The 21,269-nt window shown below is 75.2% G+C and carries 17 protein-coding genes; 8 read left to right on the forward strand and 9 right to left on the reverse strand.

Annotated elements, in window-relative coordinates:
- Positions 1–2 precede the first annotated feature (2 nt).
- Both ACZ462_RS21985 and ACZ462_RS21990 read right to left on the reverse strand, forming a co-directional pair.
- A complete protein-coding gene (locus ACZ462_RS21985) occupies positions 3–872 on the reverse strand; it encodes a hypothetical protein (protein ID WP_467803117.1) in 870 nt (289 codons plus the stop codon).
- 6 nt (positions 873–878) lie between these two features.
- The gene (locus ACZ462_RS21990; protein ID WP_467803118.1) at positions 879–1,970 is read right to left on the reverse strand and encodes a 3-oxoacyl-ACP synthase III family protein; all 1,092 of its coding nucleotides are present in this window, start codon (positions 1,968–1,970) and stop codon (positions 879–881) included.
- A 632-nt stretch (positions 1,971–2,602) separates the two neighbouring features.
- Here ACZ462_RS21990 and ACZ462_RS21995 point away from each other — a divergent pair.
- Entirely contained in the window at positions 2,603–2,800 is a 198-nt protein-coding gene (locus tag ACZ462_RS21995; RefSeq protein WP_467803119.1) for a hypothetical protein, read from the forward strand.
- A 222-nt stretch (positions 2,801–3,022) separates the two neighbouring features.
- Here ACZ462_RS21995 and ACZ462_RS22000 read toward each other — a convergent pair whose 3' ends face one another.
- The 5 genes from ACZ462_RS22000 to ACZ462_RS22020 are packed head-to-tail and all read right to left on the reverse strand — an operon-like array spanning position 3,023 to position 8,790.
- Positions 3,023–4,030, reverse strand: a complete 1,008-nt coding sequence (locus ACZ462_RS22000) for an ATP-grasp domain-containing protein (protein WP_467803121.1) — start codon at positions 4,028–4,030, stop codon at positions 3,023–3,025.
- A 44-nt stretch (positions 4,031–4,074) separates the two neighbouring features.
- Positions 4,075–5,289: an ATP-grasp domain-containing protein gene (locus ACZ462_RS22005; protein ID WP_467803122.1), complete on the reverse strand. Its 1,215-nt coding sequence runs from the start codon at positions 5,287–5,289 to the stop codon at positions 4,075–4,077.
- Entirely contained in the window at positions 5,282–6,493 is a 1,212-nt protein-coding gene (locus ACZ462_RS22010) for an MFS transporter (RefSeq protein WP_467803123.1), read from the reverse strand. Before ACZ462_RS22010 ends, ACZ462_RS22005 begins: the two co-directional genes overlap by 8 nt.
- The gene (locus ACZ462_RS22015) at positions 6,490–7,680 is read right to left on the reverse strand and encodes an ATP-grasp domain-containing protein (protein ID WP_467803125.1); all 1,191 of its coding nucleotides are present in this window, start codon (positions 7,678–7,680) and stop codon (positions 6,490–6,492) included. Before ACZ462_RS22015 ends, ACZ462_RS22010 begins: the two co-directional genes overlap by 4 nt.
- 48 nt (positions 7,681–7,728) lie before the next feature.
- Positions 7,729–8,790, reverse strand: a complete 1,062-nt coding sequence (locus ACZ462_RS22020; protein WP_467803127.1) for a pyridoxal-phosphate dependent enzyme — start codon at positions 8,788–8,790, stop codon at positions 7,729–7,731.
- A 178-nt stretch (positions 8,791–8,968) separates the two neighbouring features.
- Here ACZ462_RS22020 and ACZ462_RS22025 point away from each other — a divergent pair, with 178 nt between their 5' ends.
- From ACZ462_RS22025 to ACZ462_RS22040, 4 genes are all read left to right on the forward strand, one after another.
- Positions 8,969–10,723 (forward strand): non-ribosomal peptide synthetase, encoded by a 1,755-nt coding sequence (locus ACZ462_RS22025; protein WP_467803128.1) that lies wholly within the window; start codon positions 8,969–8,971, stop codon positions 10,721–10,723.
- A gap of 101 nt (positions 10,724–10,824) precedes the next feature.
- Positions 10,825–11,577, forward strand: coding sequence for a thioesterase II family protein (locus ACZ462_RS22030; RefSeq protein ID WP_467803129.1), 753 nt, complete (start codon positions 10,825–10,827; stop codon positions 11,575–11,577).
- Complete coding sequence (locus ACZ462_RS22035) at positions 11,574–12,794, forward strand: cytochrome P450 (RefSeq protein WP_467803131.1); 1,221 nt, start codon at positions 11,574–11,576, stop codon at positions 12,792–12,794. Before ACZ462_RS22030 ends, ACZ462_RS22035 begins: the two co-directional genes overlap by 4 nt.
- A gap of 137 nt (positions 12,795–12,931) precedes the next feature.
- Positions 12,932–13,069, forward strand: coding sequence for a hypothetical protein (locus ACZ462_RS22040; protein WP_467803132.1), 138 nt, complete (start codon positions 12,932–12,934; stop codon positions 13,067–13,069).
- 40 nt (positions 13,070–13,109) lie between these two features.
- Here ACZ462_RS22040 and ACZ462_RS22045 read toward each other — a convergent pair whose 3' ends face one another.
- Together ACZ462_RS22045 and ACZ462_RS22050 are read right to left on the reverse strand one after the other, a co-directional pair.
- On the reverse strand, positions 13,110–16,169 hold the full coding sequence (locus tag ACZ462_RS22045; RefSeq protein ID WP_467803134.1) for an AfsR/SARP family transcriptional regulator: 3,060 nt from the start codon (positions 16,167–16,169) through the stop codon (positions 13,110–13,112).
- A gap of 189 nt (positions 16,170–16,358) precedes the next feature.
- Positions 16,359–17,288, reverse strand: a complete 930-nt coding sequence (locus tag ACZ462_RS22050) for an MBL fold metallo-hydrolase (protein WP_467803136.1) — start codon at positions 17,286–17,288, stop codon at positions 16,359–16,361.
- 419 nt (positions 17,289–17,707) lie between these two features.
- Here ACZ462_RS22050 and ACZ462_RS22055 point away from each other — a divergent pair, with 419 nt between their 5' ends.
- The 3 genes from ACZ462_RS22055 to ACZ462_RS22065 all read left to right on the forward strand — a co-directional run bounded on the left by ACZ462_RS22055 (position 17,708) and on the right by ACZ462_RS22065 (position 21,186).
- Positions 17,708–19,309: an acyl-CoA carboxylase subunit beta gene (locus tag ACZ462_RS22055; protein ID WP_467803137.1), complete on the forward strand. Its 1,602-nt coding sequence runs from the start codon at positions 17,708–17,710 to the stop codon at positions 19,307–19,309.
- Positions 19,306–19,530: an acyl-CoA carboxylase epsilon subunit gene (locus tag ACZ462_RS22060; RefSeq protein WP_467803138.1), complete on the forward strand. Its 225-nt coding sequence runs from the start codon at positions 19,306–19,308 to the stop codon at positions 19,528–19,530. Before ACZ462_RS22055 ends, ACZ462_RS22060 begins: the two co-directional genes overlap by 4 nt.
- Positions 19,531–19,617: 87 nt before the next feature.
- Positions 19,618–21,186 carry an MFS transporter gene (locus ACZ462_RS22065; RefSeq protein WP_467803140.1) on the forward strand — a complete coding sequence of 523 codons (1,569 nt, stop codon included), beginning with the start codon at positions 19,618–19,620 and terminating at the stop codon, positions 21,184–21,186.
- Positions 21,187–21,269: the final 83 nt, after the last annotated feature.

The raw sequence follows: 21,269 nt of genomic DNA on the forward strand, positions 1-21,269 counted from the left end.
GCTCACCATCCCTGCGGGCGGTAGGAGGCGCAGGCCGCTCGCGGCCCGGCGCCGGCGGTGACGAACAGGAGGGTGTCGACGCCTTCGGGGCGGGCGCGTTCCATGGCGTGCAGGTAGCCGAGGACGGGGGCCGCGGTGTGCGGTCGGCCCGGTGCCGCCCCGGCAGCGGGGTCGGGGTCGGCGGGGGTGTCGGGGCCGATGACGAGGGTGCGGCCGGGGTCGAGGCCGAACTCGCCGGTGTACGCGGCGACCGCGGCCGCGGCGAGTTCGGCGGTGCGCTGCTCGTGGCCGGGGGTGCGGTGCACGGTGATGCGGGAGCGCCCGCCGGTGCCCATGGTGTCGAGGTCGAGGTAGCCGGCGACGTCGGTGGGCCGGTCGCCGCCGTAGTGGCGTACGGGGCCGAAGCCGGTGCCGGGGTCGGCGTCGCGTTCGAGGAGGAACGCTCCGGCGAGGTCGGCGTAGGGGTAGTCGGGGTCGCGGGAGGCGTCGCCGCCGGGGTGGACGTCGGCGGCGGTGATGAGGAGCCGCTCGGTGGTTCCGGTGGCGAGGAGGGACTGGCCGGCCTGGACGGCGCTGAGGACGCCGCAGGCCCCGTCCATGAGGTCGAAGGAGAAGCCGGCGGCGGGCTGGGGGTCGGCGAGGTAGTCGGGGTTGATGCCGGTTTCCTTCTGGACCAGGGCGGCGACGGCCGGTTCGAAGGTGTTGTTCTCGCGGTAGACGCCGACGTTGACGAGGACGCCGACCCCGGACGGGGAGACGCGGGCGCGGGCGAGGCAGCGGCGGGCGGCGCGCCCGGCGAGGTCGACGGCGGAGGCGGGGCTGCCGGGGTCGGTGTGGGTGGCGGTCGCGGATGCGGTGATGACGATGCCCATGGCGGATCACGCCCCTGCGTGGGTGACGGTGGCGGACAGGGCGCCGGTGACGAGTCCCGAGGCGGCGGGCACCAGGAGGTACGTGGCGCCGGCGGCCTCGCGGGCCGCGCCGGTGGCGGCGGCTTCGCCGCGGGTGCGGCGCAGGTGGTCGCGCAGGGTCAGAAAGTGGGAGGTGGTGGCGGTGTTGCCGTACTCCTCCACGACCTGGAGGGACGGGGGCATGGGTGTGCCGAACTCGGCCTCGGCGGTCCGGTTGGCGTACTCGATGAACCGGGTGCCGACCTGGTGCTGAATGATGTGGTCGAATTCCTCGTCCTCGAAAGAGCGCCCGTTCTTGGCGAGGAAATCCTCGTGGAACCGCGGCCACAGTTTGAGGCGTTCCCGGTCGTGCATCTTCTTGTTGTCGGTGTAGAGGCCGATTCCCTGGGTGCGGTCGCTCGGCATTCCCATGCAGAGGTGGGAGTATTCGGCGCAGGTCATGAGCTCGATGTAGTGGATGCGGTCGGCGGGGTCCGTGGATTCGTCGAGGACGACCGCGGCGGCGGAGTCGCCGACCGAGAGGGAGGCGAACTGCGGGTCGTAGGAGTCGCGCAGTTCGCGGGCGGCGGTGCGGGCGACGCGGGTGGCCTGCTCGCCGCTGACGACCATGCCCGTGCGGACGGCGCCGGAGCGGATCATCCGGTCCAGCAGCCACACGCCGGTCATCATGCCGGCGCAGGCGTTGGAGACGTCGAAGCTGATGGCGGGCCTGGCGCCCAGCTCCTTGGCCAGCATCCCGGCGAAGGAAGGCTCGAAGTGGAAGCGGCTGCCGTCCTTCACGCGGGTGATGGACGCGCTGATGACGACGTCGAGGTCGGCCGCCCGGTGGCGGGAGGCGGCCAGGCAGTCGCGGGCTGCGGCGAGGGCCATCCCGAAGGAGTCCTCGCCGGCGGCCGGGTCGGGGTCGTGGACGCGGCGCTCGGCGATGCCGGTGATCCGGCGGACGTCCGCGTCGCCCAGGTTCGGCACCTTCGCGCGGAGTTCCTCGTTGGTCTCGCGTCCCGCGGGAAGAAAGGCGCCGAGGGCCTCTATTCGGCTGCGGCGCTCGGTGGTACTCATATTCGCCCTCCATGGCGATCCGCCGGGCCTTCGAAAGGTCAGTGGCTCCGGTCGGTAAAATGGCTGAGGGCCGTCACTGGTGACGGACAGCGAAGTTACCGTAGCGTACGGAATTCCGGGCGCAGGTCGCCGGACCGGTTTCGGAGGCCCGGCCGATCGAATCTCGGCCAATCCGCTCCGGGGCCAATCAGCCTTCCCTTCCGGGACCTTCGGCCCGGACCGGGGGCACCGGCGCCGGGCCGGGCGTCACCGTGCGGACGCCCGTACGGGCACGGAACGGGCGTCCGGGGGGCCGCCGGTCCGGTGCGGCCGCGGAAAAGATGTCCGGAATCGCCCGGTCCGCCTTGACCTCGCTCCCCCACCCGCCACCCCCGGCACGCCGGCACCGCGGGCGGCGGCCCCGCCGGCCCGGTGGGGCCAGGGCCGGTTCGGTCCAGTGGATCTCTCTTCCCAGGGCTTTGGCCAGCGGCGAAGCTGATTCCTGTCAGCGAGGGAGACCTCGGGACACCGCCTCGGAGCCCTGAGGAAACGTCACCGCGGGACGTGTCCGAAGGAGTCGGTCCGCTCCTGGGGACCGGGGCGGGACGCCACACCACCGCCCCTGTTATTCGAAGCCGCAGCCCGCACCCGGCATGGCCGACCTGGTGGCCGCGAACATCAACGGCGAATCCGTCGACGACGTGGTGGGCGTCAAGGCCTCCACCGGCAAGCTGCGGCTCTACAAGGGCCGGGGCAACTCCGACGGTCGCGGGCGGCTCCGAGCGCATCCTGGTCGGCTCCGGCGGCTGGAACGGCACAACGAACCTGACCGCGCTCGACCTCAAGGGTGACGGCGCCGACCTCGCGGCGGTCGAGAAGCCGACGGGCAGGCTGTACCTCTACCCGGGCACCGGCTCCGGCCTCGGCGCCCGCAAGGAGATCGGCGCGGCCGGCTGGTAGCCGCCGGGGTCCGGCCCGCACGGGACGGACCCGTGAGCACGGAATGAGGACCGCGTGGGCAGCGGCCCGCCCCCGCGGAGGGGCGGGCCGCTGCCCACGCGTACGGGCCCGGGTCAGCGCAGCTTGCCGACGGCGCGGAGGGACTCCAGCACGGCGTTGACCGCCGCGGACGAGGTGTCCTCGCCGGTGGCCAGCGTGTGGTAGCTGAGGCCGCCGGGGTTCACCATGTTCACCTCGATGACGTAGGGGAACGCCATGTCGATGCCCGAGTAGTGGATGCCGAGGTCCGTCATCCGCTTGCCCAGGAGCCGGACGAAACCCTCCTCCTCCGGCGTCAGCTCCAGGGCCTCGAAGCGGGCGCCGAGGGTGGCGTTGGAGCGGTGGTCGTGCTCCGGGTGGAAGCGCAGGAAACCGGAGACGGGGGTGTCGCCCGCGATGATGACGCGCTTCTCGTTGGTGCGGACGTGGGGGACGTACTCCTGGGCGACGGTGTGCCGCTTCGCCATGCCGATGATCTCGCGGCCGTAGCGGCCGTTCCGGGAGGCGGCGTTGCCGGTGGCCGAGCCGAGCAGCGCGGAGCGGTTGCGGTCGAGCTTGTTGACGACGAAGACATCGGCGCCGCAGCCGTCGCTGGTCGGCTTGACCACCCAGGAGCGGTCGGCGTCGGACTCCACGAGGGCGTTCAGGAAGTCGAAGTCGTTGGAGACGTACGAGGCGGGCAGGTGCTCGGCGGGGACGATCGCCCCCAGGTTGATCTTCGTGTTGAGGAAGAACAGCGCGGAGGCGTCGTTGACGAACGGGACGCGCTGGTTCAGCAGCCACAGCAGGCGGAAGGAGTCGTCGCCGGCCTCCGGATGGGTGCCCGCGAGCACCCACACCAGGTCGAAGTCCTCCGCGGAGGCGTACGACTCGCTCAGCGACGGGAAGTCGCCGCCGGCGATGAACTCCTCGGAGAGCCGCACACGGTCGCAGACGACGACGGAGTCGTGCACGTTCAGCGTGTCGATGTCGCCGATGTGCACCTCGTGGCCCTCGCGGTGGAGGGCGCTCGGGATGATCGAGTGGTTGTCGAGCTCGAACTTCGAGGCCTGGGAGACCAGGACGAGGATCTTGTACGGCACGGCGGGCACCTTTTCTCGGAAGGACGGGGCGGCGGCGGGGCGGGTCAGGCGGCGGTCAGGGTGCGGACGGCGCGGGCGAGGTTGGCCTCCAGCTCCTCCCGGGTGTCGCCGGTCGCGACCACGAAGCCGTGCCGGTCGCCCGACGCGGCCACCGGCGGCGGCAGTTCCCCGGCGGGCACGCTGATCTCGACCTCGGCGACGCCGGGCAGCGAGGCGACGAGCGCGGTGCCCGTCCCGTGCGGCGGCACGGGCACGCTCCCGTCGAAGGTGACGTACCGGATGCCCGCGACGCGCCGGCGGGCGGCGGGGGCCGGCTCCGGCAGTCCGAACACGGCGAGCATCATCTGCGCGAAGACGTCCTCGCCGAGCGCGAGGCCCAGCATGTCGCTGATCCGGTCGCCGCCGGGGCGGCCGTGCGACTCGATCAGGCGGGGGCCGGCCGCGGTCAGCATGACCTCGGTGTGGGACGGCCCGTAGCGCAGGCCGGCCGCGTCGAGGGTGGCGGTGACCACGGCGGTGACGGCGGCCTCGTCGGCGGGGTCCAGCCGTACGGGCAGGACGTGGCCGGTCTCGACGAAGTGCGGGGCTCCGGTGGTCGCCTTCTCGGTGACGGCGAGGACGCGGTGCCCGGCGGGCGTGCTCACGGCCTCGACGCTGTACTCGGCGCCCTCCAGGAACTCCTCGACGACGTGCTCGCCCGTGAACTCCGCGGCCGACAGGTGCGCCTCGGCCTCCTCGGGCGTGGCGAGGAGGCGCACGCCGGAGCTGCCGGTGCCGGCGACGGGCTTGATGACGCAGGGGAAGCCGATGCGGGCGACGGCGGCACGGGCCCGGTCCCGGTCGGAGCAGACGGCGTACGCCACCGGTACGCCGGCCCGGTCGCCGACGACGGCCCGCAGCCGGGCCTTGTCCCGCAACGCCTCCAGCGCCTCGGGCGGGTTGCCGGGCCAGCCCAGTTCCCGGTTGGCGGCGGCGGCGGTGCAGGCGCCGACCTCGCCGAACCCGAACACGGAGGCCGGTCCGTCCGGTGCGAGCACGCGCAGCCGGCGTACGAGGTCGGCGGGGTCGGCGATCCACGGGGTCCGCAGGACGGGGAAGGGCAGGCCGTCGGGGACGGGGACGGGCGAGGAGGGGTCGGCGGCGACGACGACGGACAGGCCGAGCCGCTGCGCGGCGGCGATGACGAGGTCGCGGGGGTTGAGCAGGACGGCGGTGGGCCGCGGCTCGGGCAGGTCAGGCAGGTCAGGCAGGTCAGGCATGCTGCATCCGCGCTTTCGGGAGGAGGAGTGAGGAGGCGGCCGCGGCGACGGACACCGCGACGATCACCAGCCAGATGCCGGTGCCGGTGTGCAGCGTCTGGAGCAGGAAGCCGCCGAGGCTGGAGCCGAGCAGGCTGCCGACGGCGCCGGCGGCGCTCATCGCGCCGAGGGCGAGCCCGGTCCTGCCGAGCGGTCCGGCCTGGACGGCCTGTTCGTCGAGGCTGGGGGCGATGAGCATCTCGGCGAGCGTCACCGGCAGGACGAAGGCGAGCAGTGCCGACCAGCCGGCGAGCGGGATGAGGAGCGCGTAGGCGGCGGCGAAGGCGAGGAACCCGACGACGAGCAGGGTGCGGGCGGTGGCCTGCCGGAACACGTGGCGCAGGAGCGTGTACTGGAGGAGGACGACGAGGAGGCCGTTGACGGTGAAGACGACGGAGATGGCGGCGGTGCTGCCGGTCATCTCCTTGGCGCTGATCGGCAGGATGACGTTGAGCTGGCTGTAGAGGGCCCAGAAGGCGACGCCGACCAGGCACAGCGGGACCCACTGGCGCACGGCGCGGCGCCGGGCGGCGGGGTCCGCGGCCGCCGGGGCCGCGGCGGTCGCGGCGGCCGCCGGGCCGCCGTCGGGCTGCGGTGCCGGGGCCGCCGCCGCGCCGGCGGGGCGGAGGGTGAGCCGGATGCCGAGGAGCAGGTGGGAGAGGATGCAGGCGGCGAGGATCCAGCCGAAGCCGAGCGGGTAGACGAGCGCGCCGAGTGCGGGGCCGGCGATGACGCCGATGTTCACGAAGGTGGAGCGCAGGGCGAGCATGTCGCGGGCGGGGACGCCGTCCTCGGCGACGAGCCGGGTCTTGACGGCGAGGCCGAGCAGGGAGCCGCCGACGCCGATGGCGGCGATCCCGGCGACGGCGGTCGCGGAGGCGGTCCCGGTGCCCAGGAGGGCGTACCCGGCGATGCGCAGTCCGAAGCCGGAGGCGAGGACGGCGCGGGTGCCGAAGCGGTCGACGACGAGCCCGCACAGCAGGGAGAAGCCCTGGCTGCAGAAGGCGAGCAGGCCGACGAGGAAGCCGACGCGGCCGCCGGGGACGCCCTCGGAGGAGAGGTGGACGGCGAGCAGCGGCAGGAACATGAAGGTGGTCAGGCCGGTGAGGAGGACGGTGACCAGGAGGGCGCGGCCGGTCGGCGAGGTCTGCCGCCAGGTGTTCACGGGGCCGGCACCTCCGTGTCCCGTACGCGGTCCATGAGCCAGGCCTCGGTTTCCAGGAGCCGCTGTTCGACCTGGGCGGCGTCGGCGCCCTCGACGATCGCGAAGCACAGGTAGGAGGTGCTGTTCTGGGCGACGGCGCCGGGGGCGAGGTTGTCGTTGGCCTCGTAGTGGCGGACCCAGGGGAACGGCGGCCGTTCGGGCGCGGCGACGGGCCGGCCCTGCGGGAGGATCGACACGGAGCCGTGGACGGCGGCGGGGGGCTGGGCGGGCGGCGGGGCGGCGGGCAGGCCGACGGACTGGCGCAGCCAGGCGGTGTGCAGGTCGACGCCGTAGGTGAGGCGGGTGAGGGCGGGGATGCGGTCGCCGCCGACGCGGGAGGCGATCTCGCACAGGACGAGCTCGTCGTCGGGGGTGTGGAAGACCTCCAGGTGGTAGGCGGCGGTGTCGGGGGTCTCGAAGGCGTCCAGGACGCGGTCGAGGAAGGCCTCCAGCCGTCGGGCGAACGGGTCGCGGACGGGGTGGAGCTGGACGGAGCCGTTGTTCTGCCCGGAGAACACGCCGAGGCAGCTGCGCAGGTAGCGGGAGGCGGCGACGAAGCGGTAGCCGGGGGCGATGACGGCGTCGACGTGGTACATGGGGCCTTCGACGAACCCCTCGGCCATGAGGTCCTCGCGCCAGGGGCGGCGGCTGAAGGCGAGGAGGGCGTCGTCGTCGCGCAGGACGGTGATGTCGCGGGAGCCGCCCTGTTTGACGGGTTTGACGACGACGGGGTAGCCCTGCTCGGCGATGAAGCCGGTCAGGTCGGTGATGTCGGCGAGCCTGCGGAAGGGGGCGGTGGGGACGGTGCGGCGGGCGGTCTCCTTCATGACGGCCTTGTCGCGGAAGGAGAGGGCGCTGGCCGGGCTCTGGCCGGGCAGGCCGAGGTCGGCGCGGATGCGGGCGGCGCGCTCCAGGTCGTACTCGTTGTCGGTGATGACGTGGGCGAGTCCGGTGTCGCGGGCGAGTCCGCGGATGCGCAGCTCCGGGTAGGGGACGGACTCGCAGTCCTCGACGTACTCGTACGAGGCGAGGCCGGCGGTGCCGGTGAGCCGGTGGTGGCTGAAGACGTGGAGCCGGTCGGCGAGTTCGGGGAGCATCGCGGCGTAGTCGTGGCGGGGGCCGTAGTTGATGACGGCGACGTGGGTCATGGTGTGGCCTCGCAGGAGGTGCCGGACAGGGGTGGCGGGGGCTGGGGCTCAGGCGTACGCGGGCTGCCGGGCGGCGGCGGGGGTGTAGGGCGGCAGGTCGTCGGTGACGCTGTAGGGCCGCCGGTCCCAGCGCATGGTGCACCAGGGGCCGGCCATCTCGGAGAGGTCGGTGATGGTGCGGGGGCTGTGGGCGGGGTCCTCGGTGAGGGGGCCGTCGGGCGGGAAGACGCGTTCGACGTAGCGGTGGCCCGGGTCGGCGGCGAGGAAGACGATGGGGTTGCCGTCGGGTTCGGTGGCGCGGATGTGGCGGGAGACCTGCCAGCCCGCGCCGGCGGAGAGGCCCGCGAAGACGCCGGTGGTGGAGAGCAGGTGGCGGCATCCGGCGGCGGAGACGGAGAAGTCGAGCCAGTGGATGTCGTCGTAGGCGCTGTAGTCGATGTTGTCGAAGCGGATGCCGCTGCCGATGCCGGCGATGATGAACCCGTCGAGGGGGACGGCCTCGGAGCCGAAGGAGCGGCTGCCGAAGGGCTGGATCCCGGCGACGCGGACGCCGGCGGAGGCGGCGCGCAGGTAGCGGCTCATCGCGCCGGTCGACGCGCCGGTGCCGATGCCGCCGACGAGGGTGACGCCGTCGGAGCCGAGTTCCTTGACGACGGTGTGGGCGACGCGCTCGTAGCCGAGGTAGTGGACGTCGTCGTGGTACTGCTGCATCCAGTAGGCGTCCGGGTTCTCGCGCAGGTAGGCGTGGACGAGGCGGACGCGGGTCTCCTGGTCGTGCTGGAGGCCGTCGTCGCCGGAGGACGGCACCTGCGTGTAGGTGGCGCCGAGGTACTTCAGCTGGGTGCGGATCGCGGCGTCGACGGCGACGGAGGCGAAGACGTGCGCCTTGAGGCCGAGTTCGCGGCAGACGAGGGCGAGGGCGTGGCCGTAGATGCCGCTGGAGCTGTCGACGAGGGTCTGCCCGGGGCGGATCACGCCGCGTTCGAGGAGGTCCACGACGGCGGCGCGGACCGAGGTGACCTTCATGACCTCGAAGCGCAGGACGTGGATGCCGTTCCCGAGGTCGATGAGGTCGGGCTCCGAGAGCTTCTCGGCGAAAGACTTGTACACCGCGGCTGTCCCTTCCAGTGGTGTCCGTGGGGGGCCGGGCGGCAGGCCGTGTGCGCGGGCCGCCGGCACCGACGAGTCTGGGAGGGGCCGCTCCCGGCGCGTTCCCGGCGGCTTCCCGGCGGGTTCCCGGAACGCGGCGGGAAGGATCCGGGAAGGGCGGCTGCGCAGCATGCGGGCCATGACGAGACATCAGCTTGCCCTCGACGCGGTGATGGAGCACGCCCTGCGCAGCCCCGATGGCCCCGCCGTGGTGTGCGGGGGCTCGGTACTGTCCTACGGGGCCCTGCGGGCGGCGGCGGAGGCCGCCGCCCGGGAGCTGGACGCCGACCCGCGGTCCGCCGGCGCGGACCGGATCGGCATCCTGTCGCACCGGACGGCCGGGGCCGTCGTGTACGCCCTGGCGGCCTGGCTGTCGGGCCGGTCGTTCGTGTTCGCCGACCCGCGGGCGGCGCCGGAGGCGCTGGCGCACATCCGGGAGTCGGCGGGGCTGGGGGTGGTCGTCGACCCGCGCACGGGCGCGTTCGACGCCCCCGCGGGGCCGCCGCCCGCGGACCCCTCGGCGGGCCCCTCGGCGGGCCGGGAGTGGGTGCGGGATCCCGCGGAGCGTGAGGCGTACGTGCTGTACACCTCGGGCAGCAGCGGCCGCCCGAAGGGGGTGTCGGTCTCCCAGCGGAACCTGGCGGCGTCGAACGCGGCGCGCGTCGAGGTGTACGAGCGGTTCGGCAGGCCCGTCTTCCTGCTGCTGTCGCCGTTCCACTTCGACTCGTCGGTGGCCGGGGTGTGGGGCACGCTCGCCGTGGGCGGCACGCTCGTCGTCGCCGACGAGGAGGAGCGGCGCAACCCGCAGGCGCTGGCCGGGCTCATCACCGGGCACGGCGTCAACCAGACGCTGACCGTGCCGAGCTTCCACTCCGAGCTGCTGGACACCGCCCGGGAGGACGCCGGTGTCGCGGCCGCGCTGGAGCGGCTGCGGGTGGTGGTGTGCGCCGGGGAGTCCCTCGCCCGGTCGGTCATCGACCGGCACTTCGCGCTGCTGCCGGAGGTGGTGCTGGGCAACGAGTACGGGCCGACGGAGTGCACGGTCTGGTCGACGTACCGCTTCTACACCGAGCCGGCGGACTCCACGATCGGCTTCGCGATCCCGGGGGCGACCGTGCACCTGCTCGACGAGCGGCTGCGCGCGGTGCCGCTGGGCGCGGCCGGGCAGATCGCGGTCAGCGGCCCGACGGTGGCCCGCGGCTACGTCGGCGACGAGGCGCTGACGCGGGCCCGGTTCACCGACGTCGAGACGGGGCCGGGCCGGCTGGAGCGGGTGTACCTGACGGGCGACCTGGGGCGGTGGCTGCCGGAGGGCGGCCTGGAGTTCGTGGGCCGGCTGGACAACGAGGTGAAGATCCGCGGGGTGCGGGTCCACATCGAGGCCGTCGAGGAGGCCATCGCCGCGCATCCGGGTCTGCGGGCGGCGGCCGTCGCCTATGACGCCGAGTCCGCGACGTCGTACGCCTTCGCCGTGCGCGAGCCGGGTGCGGAGGTGGACGCGGCGTCGGTGCGGCGGGTGGTGGAGGAGGCGCTGAGCGCGGCGGTCGTGCCCGACCGGATCGTGTTCCTGCCGTCGCTGCCGCGCTCCGCGCACGACAAGATCGACCGGGCGGCGCTGCTGGCGTCGGTGCGCCGGCCCGCGCCGGCCGCCGCTGCCCCGGCACCCGCGGCGGGCGGGCTCGCCGCGCAGATCGCGCGCGCCTGGGAGGAGGTCCTCGGCGTGCCCGTGCGGGGCACCGAGCAGGACACCTTCTTCGACCTCGGCGGGAACTCCCTGTCCGTGCTGCGGCTGTCCCGCGCACTGGGCCGGATCGCGGGCCGGACGCTGCCGGTCCGGCAGGTGTACCGGTGCGGCACCATCCCCGAGCAGGTCGAGCTGCTGTCGCGGCCCTGACCGGGCCCGCCTGCCCCGGCCGCCGCGGCTGCCCCGGCTGCCCGGGCTGCCCGGCCTCCGAACGCCGTCCGTACGTCCGCCACGACACCGATGGGTTCCCCATGCCTTCGACCACCAGCTCCATCAGAGAGTTCGCCCCGGGGCGCGACGGGCGCCCGGCCGTCCTGTGCTTCCCCCACGCGGGCGGCTGCGCCTCCTTCTTCCGCTCCTGGCAGGGCCTGCTGCCCGGGGCCCGCGTCCACGCCGTGCAGTACCCCGGCCGCGAGGACCGCATCACGCAGGACCATCCCGCGTCGCTGACCGCACTGGCGCAGGCCGTCGCCGACGAGGTCATCGCGAGCGGGGAGGCGTACTCCGTGCTGTTCGGGCACAGCATGGGCGCGTACGTCGCCTTCGAGACGGCCCGGCTGCTGGAGCGGGCCGGCCGGCCCGTGCCCGTCCTGGTCGTGTCGTCGGCGGCGGCGCCCGCGCTGCGCCCGCCGGTGCCGTTCGAGGACACCGCGGACGTCCTCGGCTACCTCGGCCGGTACGAGCCGCTCAGCATCGAACTGCTCCAGGACGAGGAGCTGATGGAGCTGCTGCTGGAGTACATCAAGGCCGACCTGCGGCTCGTCGCCCACTACGGCGGGTACGAGGACGCCCGGATCTCCTCCCGGCTGGTCGCGGTGGCCGGGGAGGACGACATCCCGGAGATCCGCACCCGGTTCGCCCAGTGGAGCGGGCACACCTCCGGCGGGTTCACCCCGCTGGTGCTGCCCGGCGGGCACTTCTACCTGCGGACGGAGCCGCCGTTCCCGCTGATCGCCGGCGAGCTGGCCCGGTCCGCGGCCGCCGCGGCCCCCTCGGTCTCGTGAGCACGGCGGCGGCGCACGCGCCGCGGACGACCGCGCAGGAGGACACCGCACGCCTCCTCGACGGCGAGACGCACCGCTCGGGCGACCCGTACGCCCTGTGGGCCCGGCTGCGCGAGCAGGAGCCGGTGCTGTGGCACGGGCCCGGCGAGTTCCCCGGGTTCTGGTCGCTGACCCGCTACGACGAGATCGACGAGGTGCTGCGGGACGCGCGGACGTACAGCTCCGCCTCGGGGATCCTGCTGCGGCCGCTCGCCCAGGGCGACGACCCGGGCGGCGACCGGACCCTGGCGCTGTCCGGGCCGGAGCGCCACCGGGTGCTGCGCGGGGCCGTCGCCGGCTGGTTCGCCCCGCGCAACCTGCGGCTGCTGTCGGACGCTCTGGACGCGCAGGCCGAGCGGATCGTCCGGGACGCGGTGGCGGCCGGGCGCACCGACTTCGTGACCGGCATCGCGGCCGTCCTCCCGGTGGAGGTGGTCTGCACGTTCCTCGGGATACCGGAGCGGGACCGGCCGGACATCGTGGAGTGGACGACGGACGCGTTCTGCGCGGGCACCGCGACAGAGCGGACACTGGCGCACCTGCAGATCCTCGACTACTTCGGCGAGTTGGCGGAGCGGCGGCGGGCCGCGCCCGGCGACGACCTGGTCAGCGTCCTCGCGGCGGTGCACGTGGACGGCCGGCCGCTGCCCGTCGAGGACGTCGTCCTCAACTGCGACAACCTGCTCGTCGGCGGGACGGAGAACGTACGGCTCGCCATGTCGGGCGGCATGCAGGCGCTGCTGGAGCGGCCCGCCCAGTGGGAGCTGCTGCGCACCGGCTTCGAGGAGGTGGCCGGGACGGCGATCGAGGAGATCCTGCGGTGGACCTCCAGCGCCACGCACCTCGTACGCCGGGCCGCGCGGGACGCGGTGCTGGGCGGGCGGCGGGTCCGCGAGGGCGACCTCGTGGTGTGCTGGCTGCCGTCCGCGAACCGTGACCCCGCGCACTTCGCCCACCCGGACTCCTTCGACATCCGCCGTACCCCGAACCGGCACCTGGCGCTGGGCGCGGGCCCGCACTACTGCGTGGGCTCGCAGCTGGCGAAGCTGGAGATCCGGGCGGTGCTGCGGGAGTTCGTCCGCCAGGTCCGCCACGTGGAGCCGGCCGGCACGCCGGAGCGGCTGGACTCGATCGTGGTGGGCGGCCTGCGGACGCTGCCGCTGCGCCTGACGGGGTGAGGGGCGTACGGGCGGCCGGGCGCCGCCCGCCGCGGCCGGGACCCGGACGGGAACCCTTCGGGAACGGCCGCGGCCAGGATGGTCGCTGCCGGGCGCGCCGCGGGGTGCGCCGGATCCGACGACGAAGGGGTTGCGTGATGCGGAGGACGGTGGCCGCCCTGGTGGCGGCGGTGGCGCTGGCGGCCGTCTGCGGGGCGGGGGCCGCCGCCGGGTCGGCGGGCGGGGGTGGGGAGGTGCGCGCGACCGAGATCGGCCCGTCGTTCGTCCGGCCGTAGGCCCGCAGCACGCCCCCGCCGCACCGGCTCCGACTCCGGCTCAGGGGACGGGAGTGAGGGCGGCGGGTGCCGGGGCGCCGGTCAGGGCGGCGAACGCGGCGTCCGCGCGGCCGCGGTGGGCGCGGGCGCGGTCCGGGTCGCCGAGGGCCTCGAAGGCGAGGGCCAGGCCGTGCAGCGCCCTGGCTGCCTCGACGCGGTAGCCGACGGCCTCGGCGCTGCGGAGGGCGTCGGCGTGCAGTTCGCGGGCCCGTCCGGGGGCGCCGCGCATCAGGTGGACCCGGCCGAGGACGTTCTCCACGACCGCCTGCCGCATCGCGGTGCCGTGCGCCCGGATCAGCTCCAGGGCCCGTTCGGCGTGGTCGCCGGCGAGGACGGTGCGGCCGGTGCGCTGGCAGGCCTCTGCGGCCAGGGCGAGGGTGAGGCCGAGGTTCTCCGGCATGCGGCACTCCCCCGCCAGGTCCATGGCCCGTTCCAGGGCGGCCAGGGCCTCCTGCTCCTCGCCGAGTGCCAGGCGGGCGACGGCCAGGTCGTTGAGCGCGGACACCTGCTCGCCGGCGGTGCCGGCCCGCCCGGCCAGGGCGACGGCGCGGGCCGCGGCCGCGGCGGCCTCCGCGGGCCGGCCGGTCCAGGCCAGGACCGAGCTGAGGTTGCACAGGGTGTACGCCTCCTGCCGCGCGTCGGAGAGCTGCCGGTGCAGGGCGGCTCCGCGCTCCAGGTTGCGGCGGGCCGCGCCGAGGTCCCCGAGGAGGCTGTGCAGCAGGCCGAGCAGGGTGAGGCAGACGGCCTCGCCGGACCGGTCGGCGAGGCCGGCCGCCAGGCCGAGGGCCTCGGTCGCCGCGGTGACGCCCTCGGGGAACCGGCCGAGCTTGCAGTGGGCGACGGCCTGGTTCGACAGGCTGACCCGCAGGACGGCCGGGTCGTCCAGGCGGCGGGCCGCGGCCACCGCGACGGCGGCGATCCGGCCGAACTCCTCCAGGCTGCTGCGCGAGTTGAGGTGGAAGGCGAGGTTGCGGGCCAGGTGGACGGCGTGCCGGTCGAAGCCGGCCCGCTCGGCGCACTCCGCCGCGGCGAGCAGCGCGCCCTGCTCCCGCTCGAACCAGTCCTCCGCGGCCGCGGCGTCGACCGGGCCCGGGAGGCCGGGCAGCCCCGGTCCGGCGTTCGCGGCGGCCGGCGGGCCGGCGGGCCGGCTCGCGGGGGCGCGGCCGGGGAAGCGGATCCGGCAGGCCTCCTCGGTGGCGGCGAGGAAGTGGTCGAGGACCCGTTCGAGGGCGGCCCGCTCCTGCGGCCGGGGCGGCGCGCCGTGCAGGCTGTGCGTGAAGCTGCGGACCAGGTCGTGGAGGGCGTAGCGGCCCATCTCGTACTGGCAGGCGAGGTTCATGTCGAGGAGGTGCTCCAGGACGTCCTCGGCCTCCCGCAGCCCGGTGCCCAGCAGGGCGGCCGCCGAGTGGACGCCCATGTCGCGGCCCGGGTGCAGGCCGAGGAGCCGCAGGGCCTCGCGGTGGGCGGGGGCCATCGCCTCGCACGACAGCTGGAGGGTCGCCTTGACGCTCTGGTCGCCGGCGCTGAGCTCGTCGATGCGGCGGGCCTCGTCGCCGAGCCGGTCGACGAGGTGGCGGACGGTCCAGCGGGGCCGGCTGCGCAGCCGGGCGCCGGCGATCCGCAGGGCGAGCGGCAGGTGCCCGCACAGGGCGCCGAGTTCGGCGGCGGCGCCGGGTTCGGCGCGCACGCGGTCCGCGCCGAGGACGCGGGTGATCAGGGCCAGGCCGTCGCTGGGCGGCATCGCCGCGACACTGATCCAGTCGGCGCCGTCGAGACCGGTCATCCGGGTGCGGCTGGTGACGAGGACGAGGCAGCCGGAGGAGGCCGGGAGCAGCGGCCGTACCTGTGCGGCGTCCGCGGCGTCGTCGAGGACGAGGAGCACGCGGCGGCCGGCGAGGGTGGCCCGCCACAGGGCGGTGCGGCCGTCGAGGTCGTCGGGGATGCGGTCGCCGGGGGTGCCGAGGATGCGCAGCAGGGAGCCGATGACCGCGCCGGGCGGGCGGGGGCTCTCGGCGGAGGAGAAGCCGCGCAGGTCGGCGTAGAGCCGGCCGTCGGGGTAGCCGGGGGCGAGCCGGTGGGCGGCGTGCAGGGCGAGGGCGGTCTTGCCGCTGCCGCCCATGCCGTCGATGCCGAGGACGCGGGCGGCGGCGTCCGGCAGGCCGGGGTCGGGCGGGGCGAGGAGGTGGCGCAGCTCGCGTTCGCGGCCGGTGAAGTCGGGGAGGTCGGGCGGGAGGGTGCAGGGGGCGCCGGCCGGTGCGCGGGGGGTGTCCGGCGGCGGGGCGGCGGGCGGTGCGGCGGGTTCGGGGGCGGCCAGTTCGGGGCTGTCGCGCAGGATCGCCTCGTGGAGGCGGGTGAGCTGGGGGCCGGGGTCGATGCCGAGGTCCTCGACGAGCAGTTCGCGGACCCGGCCGAACTCGGCGAGGGCCTCGGCCTGGCGTCCGGACCGGTAGAGGGCGAGCATCAGGTGGCCGCGGAGGGTCTCGCGCAGCGGGTGCTCGGCGATCAGTTCGCGCAGGTCGCCGATGAGTTCGCCGCTCTCGCCGAGGGCGAGGCGCAGTTCGACGAGCTGCTCGACGGCGGTCAGGCGGCGTTCTTCGAGGACGGCGGAGGCGGCGGCGATGACGGGGCCGCTGCTGCCGGCCAGGACGGGGCCGCGCCACAGGGCGAGTGCGTCGCGCAGGTGTCCGGCGGCCTCGGCGGGGCGGTGGGCGTCGAGGGCGCCGCGGGCCTGCTGGAGGCGGTGGGTGAAGAGGGTGAGGTCGAGGCGGGCGGGGTCGACGTCGATGCGGTAGCCGGGGCCCTCGGTGGCGATGGCGGTGGCGCCTCCGGGTATGCGCTGGCGCAGGTCCGCCACCGCTTTGCGGACCTGGTGGGCGGCGGTGGTGGGGGGTTCGTCGTCCCAGGCGGCCGCGACGAGGCGGGAGACGGAGACGGTGCGGCCCGGTTCGAGCAGCAGGGTGGCGAGCACCCGTGCGGGGATGGGGCCGCCCAGGCGCAGCCGCTCCTCCCCGGTCCTGACCTCCAGCGGTCCCAGCACCGCGAAGCTGACGTCCCCGCTCACCCGGCCCCTCCTGATCCCCCGCTGCGGGCTCCGGCGGGCGGTCGGCCCGCCCCTCCTTCCGGATGCTAGGGGAGCCGCGGCCGGAAGGCGCCGGTCGCACCGGGCGGGGTGGCGCGGCCCTCCAGGGGCTCTCCAGGGCGACTCCAGTGCAGCTCGGGAGCGGTTCCGGGCGCCGGGCCGCGGGAGGGGTCAGGCGGCGCAGGCGGGGCGGCCGCCGCGGTAGAGCGCCATCTCCTCGAAGAGGGCGCCGATGTCGAGCGGGGCGCCCGGCTCGAGGCCCTGCTGCTCGGCGTACGCGCGGTGGAGGTTGGGCAGTAGCCGCTCGGGGTCGAGGAGGTCGGCGTACGGGCCCGGCCCGGCGGTCCGGGCGAGTTCCAGGGGGGTCAGGCCGGCGGCCGCGCCGGCGGCGGCGAGGTCCCGTACGTGGCGGAGGTAGTCCTCGTTCGCGTCGAGGAGGTCGGGGCCGCCGACGGGGCCGTGGCCGGGGACGACGGTGTCGGCGCCGAGGGCGCGGAGCCGGTCCAGCGCGGCGAGGGAGCCGCTGACGGATCCCATGGCGCAGAAGGGGGTGACGCCGTTCATGGCGAGGTCCCCGGTGAACAGGACGCGCTGGTCGGGGAGCCAGACGACGGTGTCGTCGGTGGTGTGCGCGGCGGGCCCGATGTGGATGAGCTCGGCCCGGACGTCTCCCACGTGCAGGGTGGTGCGGTCGCGGAAGGTGAGCTGCGGCGGGGTGATGTCGATGTCGCCCCAGCAGACTTCCGGCCACAGTCCGGCCATGTGCTTCCCGGCGGCCAGGACCATGCTGCGGGTGCGTTCGTGGCCGATGGCGAGCGCTTCGGGGAAGAGGCAGTTGCCGTAGGTGTGGTCGCCGTGGAAGTGGGTGTTGACGACGGCTCTCGGCGGCCGCGGGGCGAGCCGGAGGGCGGCCGCGCGCAGCCGCCGGGCGCGGGCCTCGGTGGCGGCGGTGTCGACGAGGGCGCTGTGCCCGCCGTGGTGGATGATGCCCGCGTTGTTCAGGCACCAGCCGCCGGGCGGCTGGACGTAGGCGTGGACGCCGTCGGCCACCTCGGTGAGGGTGGCGTCGCCGGCCGGCTCCCGGTGGTGCGCGCCGTGCACGGCGGGCCTCCTTCCGCTCGGTTGGGGCCGCGCCACCGCGCGTCCCCGGTACCCCCAAAGGTCTCCCTCCGGCCTCGACACGCGCTCGAACGCCCTGGCGGAAGGGGCGTTCCCGGTCCGGAAACCCGCCCCTGCCGGGGTGCCAGCGGTCCTGCGTCCGGCTGCGGTCGGAATTCGAGCCCGGCTGTAGCGCACGCTCCCAAGCTGGCTAGTGCTGCGGCCGGGATGGTTCACCGGGTCGCGGCGCCCGGCACGGCGCCTCGCCGCGTTGTCGGACCGCACACGTACGCCCCGTACGCGCCGCGGCCCTCCGCCTTGCGATGCACCGCGCCGGACACCGCGACCCGGCAGACCTTCCCGGCCACAGCACTACGCGACACCGGTCCGCACCCGGTGCCTGATGTGTCGAAAGGGCCCGCATGAGCATCGTCGACGAAAGACCGCTGGAGAACGAGACGACCATCCGCTACGCCTCCTTGCGCGAGCGGACCGCCGAGCTGGGCGCCATGCGGGCGCTCGCCGAGGCGGGTCCGAGCGAGCGCGCGACCGCCGCGCAGCACGCCAAGGGAAAGCTGACCGCCCGCGAGCGCATCGCGATCCTCTTCGACGAGGGCACGTTCAACGAGGTGGAGGGGCTGCGCCGGCACCGCGCCACGGGCTTCGGCCTGGAGGACAAGCGGCCGCACACGGACGGCGTGGTGACGGGCTGGGGCAAGGTGCACGGCCGGACCGTCTTCGCGTACGCCCACGACTTCCGGATCTTCGGCGGCGCGCTGGGCGAGGCCCACGCCGAGAAGATCCACAAGCTGATGGACCTGGCCGAGGCGGCCGGCGCGCCGATCGTCGGGCTGTGCGACGGGGCGGGTGCCCGCATCCAGGAGGGGGTCACCGCCCTCGCCGGATACGGCGGCATCTTCCAGCGCAACGTCCGCAACTCCGGTGTGCTGCCGCAGATCTCGGTGGTGCTCGGCCCGTGCGCGGGCGGCGCCGCCTACTCGCCGGCGCTGACCGACTTCGTGTTCATGGTGCGCGGCACCTCGCAGATGTTCATCACCGGCCCGGACGTGGTCCAGGCGGTGACCGGCGAGGCGGTCACGATGGAGCACCTCGGCGGGGCGGACAGCCACGCCGCGGCCTCCGGTGTGGCGGCGTTCGCGTACGACGACGAGCAGAGCTGCCTGGAGGACGTGCGGCACCTGCTGTCCCTGCTGCCGTCGAACAACCGGGAGCTGGCGCCGGCCGGCGACCGGGAGGACCCGTGCGACCGGCGCTGCGAGAGCCTGCTCGACCTGGTTCCGGCGCGGCCGACGCAGGGCTACGACATCCGCGACCTGATCGAGGAGGTCGTCGACCACGGCGACTACTTCGAGGTGCACGGCCAGTGGGCGCAGAACGTGGTGTGCGCGCTGGCGCGGCTCGGCGGCCAGGTCGTCGGCATCGTGGCGAACCAGCCGGCGCACCTGGCGGGCGTGCTGGACATCCAGGCCTCCGAGAAGGCGGCCCGGTTCGTGCAGTTCTGCGACGCGTTCAGCATTCCGCTGGTGACGCTGATCGACGTGCCGGGCTTCCTGCCGGGCGTCGACCAGGAGCACAACGGCATCATCCGGCACGGCGCGAAGCTGCTGTACGCGTACTGCAACGCGACGGTGCCGCGGATCAGCCTGATCCTGCGCAAGGCCTACGGCGGCGCGTACATCGTGATGGACTCGCGGTCGATCGGCGCCGACATCGCGCTGGCGTGGCCGTCGAACGAGATCGCGGTGATGGGCGCGGAGGGCGCGGCGAACGTCATCTTCCGCCGGGAGATCGCCGCCTCCGACAACCCGGAGGAGACCCGCGCTCAGAAGATCAAGGAGTACCAGGCCGAGCTGATGCACCCCTACTACGCTGCCGAGCGCGGCCTGGTCGACGACGTGATCGACCCGGCGGACACGCGGTCCCGGCTGATCGCCGCCCTCGACATGCTGCGGTCCAAGCACCGGCAGCTGCCGAGCCGGAAGCACGGGAACCTCCCGCTGTGACCGCCGACGGGAGCACCGCGCTGGCGGCGGCCGCGATCCGGATCACCCGGGGCAACCCGACCGCCGAGGAGGTCGCGGCGGTGGCGGTCCTGCTGACGGCCCGGCTGCGGCTGGCGGCCGAGGCGCAGGCCGCGGCCGAGCAGGAGGAGTCGGCGGTGGTGTTCAAGCTGCCGCGGCGCCGGCCGCCGGTGTTCGCGCCGCCGGGCGCCTGGGCGTCGTAGCCCTCCGGCGGCGTGGCCGGGCCCGGTCCGCCGGGCCCGCCACCGCTGCCTCGCACTCTCGTCCTTCTTCGAGTCCCTGGAGGTCTCGTGCGTAAGTGGTGGCCGCTCGTCGCGGTCAGCCTGGGCGTGTTCATGCTGCTGGTGGACGTCACGATCGTGATCGTCGCGCTTCCCGCCATCGGCTCCGGCCTGGACGCGTCGCCGTCCGACCTCCAGTGGGTGATGGACGGGTACGCCCTCACCCTGGCCGCGCTGCTGCTCGGCGCGGGCTCGCTCGCCGACAGGTCCGGGCGGCGCCGCGTCTACACCGGCGGCCTGGCGCTGTTCGCGGCGGCCTCGCTGCTGTGCGGGCTGGCCGGCGACCCTGCGGTGCTGGTCGCCGCCCGGGCCGTGCAGGGCATCGGCGCGGCGGCGATGCTCGCCACCGCGATGGCGCTGCTGAACTCCACGTACCAGGGCCGGGACCGCGGGGTCGCCTTCGGGGTCTGGGGCGCCGTCAGCGGTGCGGCGGCGGCCGTCGGGCCCGTGCTGGGCGGTCTGCTGACGGAGCACCTCGGCTGGCGGTGGATCTTCCTGGTCAACCTGCCGCTGTGCGCCGCCGCCGTCGCCCTGTCGCTGGCGGTGCTGCCGGAGTCCCGCAATCCGGCGGCGGGCCGCATGGACCGGGCGGGCACCGCCGCCTTCACGGTGGCGGCCGGCTCGGCGGTGTACGTCCTGATCAGCGGCGGCTCCGAGGGCTGGACCTCGGCCGGCACGCTCGGCTTCGCCGCGCTGGCCGCGGCGGCGCTGGCGGTGTTCCTGCTGGTCGAGCGCCGCGCCGCGAGCCCGATGCTGGACCTCTCGCTGTTCCGGCGGGCCCCGTTCGCCGGGGTGATGCTGTGCGGCCTGCTGTTCTCCGCGGTGGCGTTCGCCTACCTGCCGTACACCTCGCTGTGGGTGCAGTCCGTGCTCGGGCTGGGGCCCGTCGCGGGCGGTCTGGTGGTCCTGCCCATGAGCGTGCTCGCGTTCGCGGTGTCCGCCCTGGCCGGACGGCACCTGCCGCGGATCCCGGCCTGGCTGGCGCTGGGCGGCGGCCTCGCCCTGATCGGCGCCGGCAGCCTGCTCCAGGCCCGGCTGGACGCCGGCTCCGGGTGGACGGCGCTGATGGCCGGCCTCGCCCTGACCGGGCTGGGCGTCGGGGTCGTCTCCCCGGTGCTGGCCGCCACCGCCATGGCCGCCGTGCCGCCGGAGCGGGGCGGCATGGCCGGCGGGGCGCTGAACACCTTCCGCCAGCTCGGCCAGGCGCTCGGCATCGCCGCCTTCGGCATCGTGCTCCAGCAGGGCCTGGCCCGCGCGCTGGACTCCGGCCCGGGGGCCGCGCTCGGCGCGTCCGCCGCCGCGCAGCTGGGCAGCGGGCAGGCCGGCGAGGTCGTCGCCGCGGCTCCCGCGTGGCAGGCGGACGGTGTCGTCCACCTGGTCCGCGAGGCGTTCGCCGCCGCGCTGAACGACGTGATGCTCGCCTCCGGCGCGACCGGGCTCGCCGGCGCCGCCGTGGTCGGCCTCCTGCTCGTCCGCAAGGCGGCGCCGGCTCCGGCCCGGCCCGCCGCACCGACTCCCGCGGCCGGGAGCGGCGGCGCCGACGAAGCCGCCGCACCGCTCCGGGCCGCGGGCAGGTGAGCCCCGGCGCGGGGCGGCCACCGACCGCCCGGCGCCGGACCTCCCTCCCTTCCCGCCTTCGCCTTCCGGCGCCGCCCGCCCCC

This window comes from Streptomyces sp. NPDC031121 (assembly GCF_055570615.1).

Coding starts and splice junctions, on each gene's coding strand:
- ACZ462_RS21985 (WP_467803117.1), bottom strand. CDS start 872: ATGGGCATCGTCATCACCGCATCCGCGACCGCCACCCACACCGACCCC.
- ACZ462_RS21990 (WP_467803118.1), bottom strand. CDS start 1,970: ATGAGTACCACCGAGCGCCGCAGCCGAATAGAGGCCCTCGGCGCCTTT.
- ACZ462_RS21995 (WP_467803119.1), top strand. CDS start 2,603: ATGGCCGACCTGGTGGCCGCGAACATCAACGGCGAATCCGTCGACGAC.
- ACZ462_RS22005 (WP_467803122.1), bottom strand. CDS start 5,289: ATGCCTGACCTGCCTGACCTGCCTGACCTGCCCGAGCCGCGGCCCACC.
- ACZ462_RS22015 (WP_467803125.1), bottom strand. CDS start 7,680: ATGACCCACGTCGCCGTCATCAACTACGGCCCCCGCCACGACTACGCC.
- ACZ462_RS22025 (WP_467803128.1), top strand. CDS start 8,969: ATGACGAGACATCAGCTTGCCCTCGACGCGGTGATGGAGCACGCCCTG.
- ACZ462_RS22030 (WP_467803129.1), top strand. CDS start 10,825: ATGCCTTCGACCACCAGCTCCATCAGAGAGTTCGCCCCGGGGCGCGAC.
- ACZ462_RS22040 (WP_467803132.1), top strand. CDS start 12,932: ATGCGGAGGACGGTGGCCGCCCTGGTGGCGGCGGTGGCGCTGGCGGCC.
- ACZ462_RS22055 (WP_467803137.1), top strand. CDS start 17,708: ATGAGCATCGTCGACGAAAGACCGCTGGAGAACGAGACGACCATCCGC.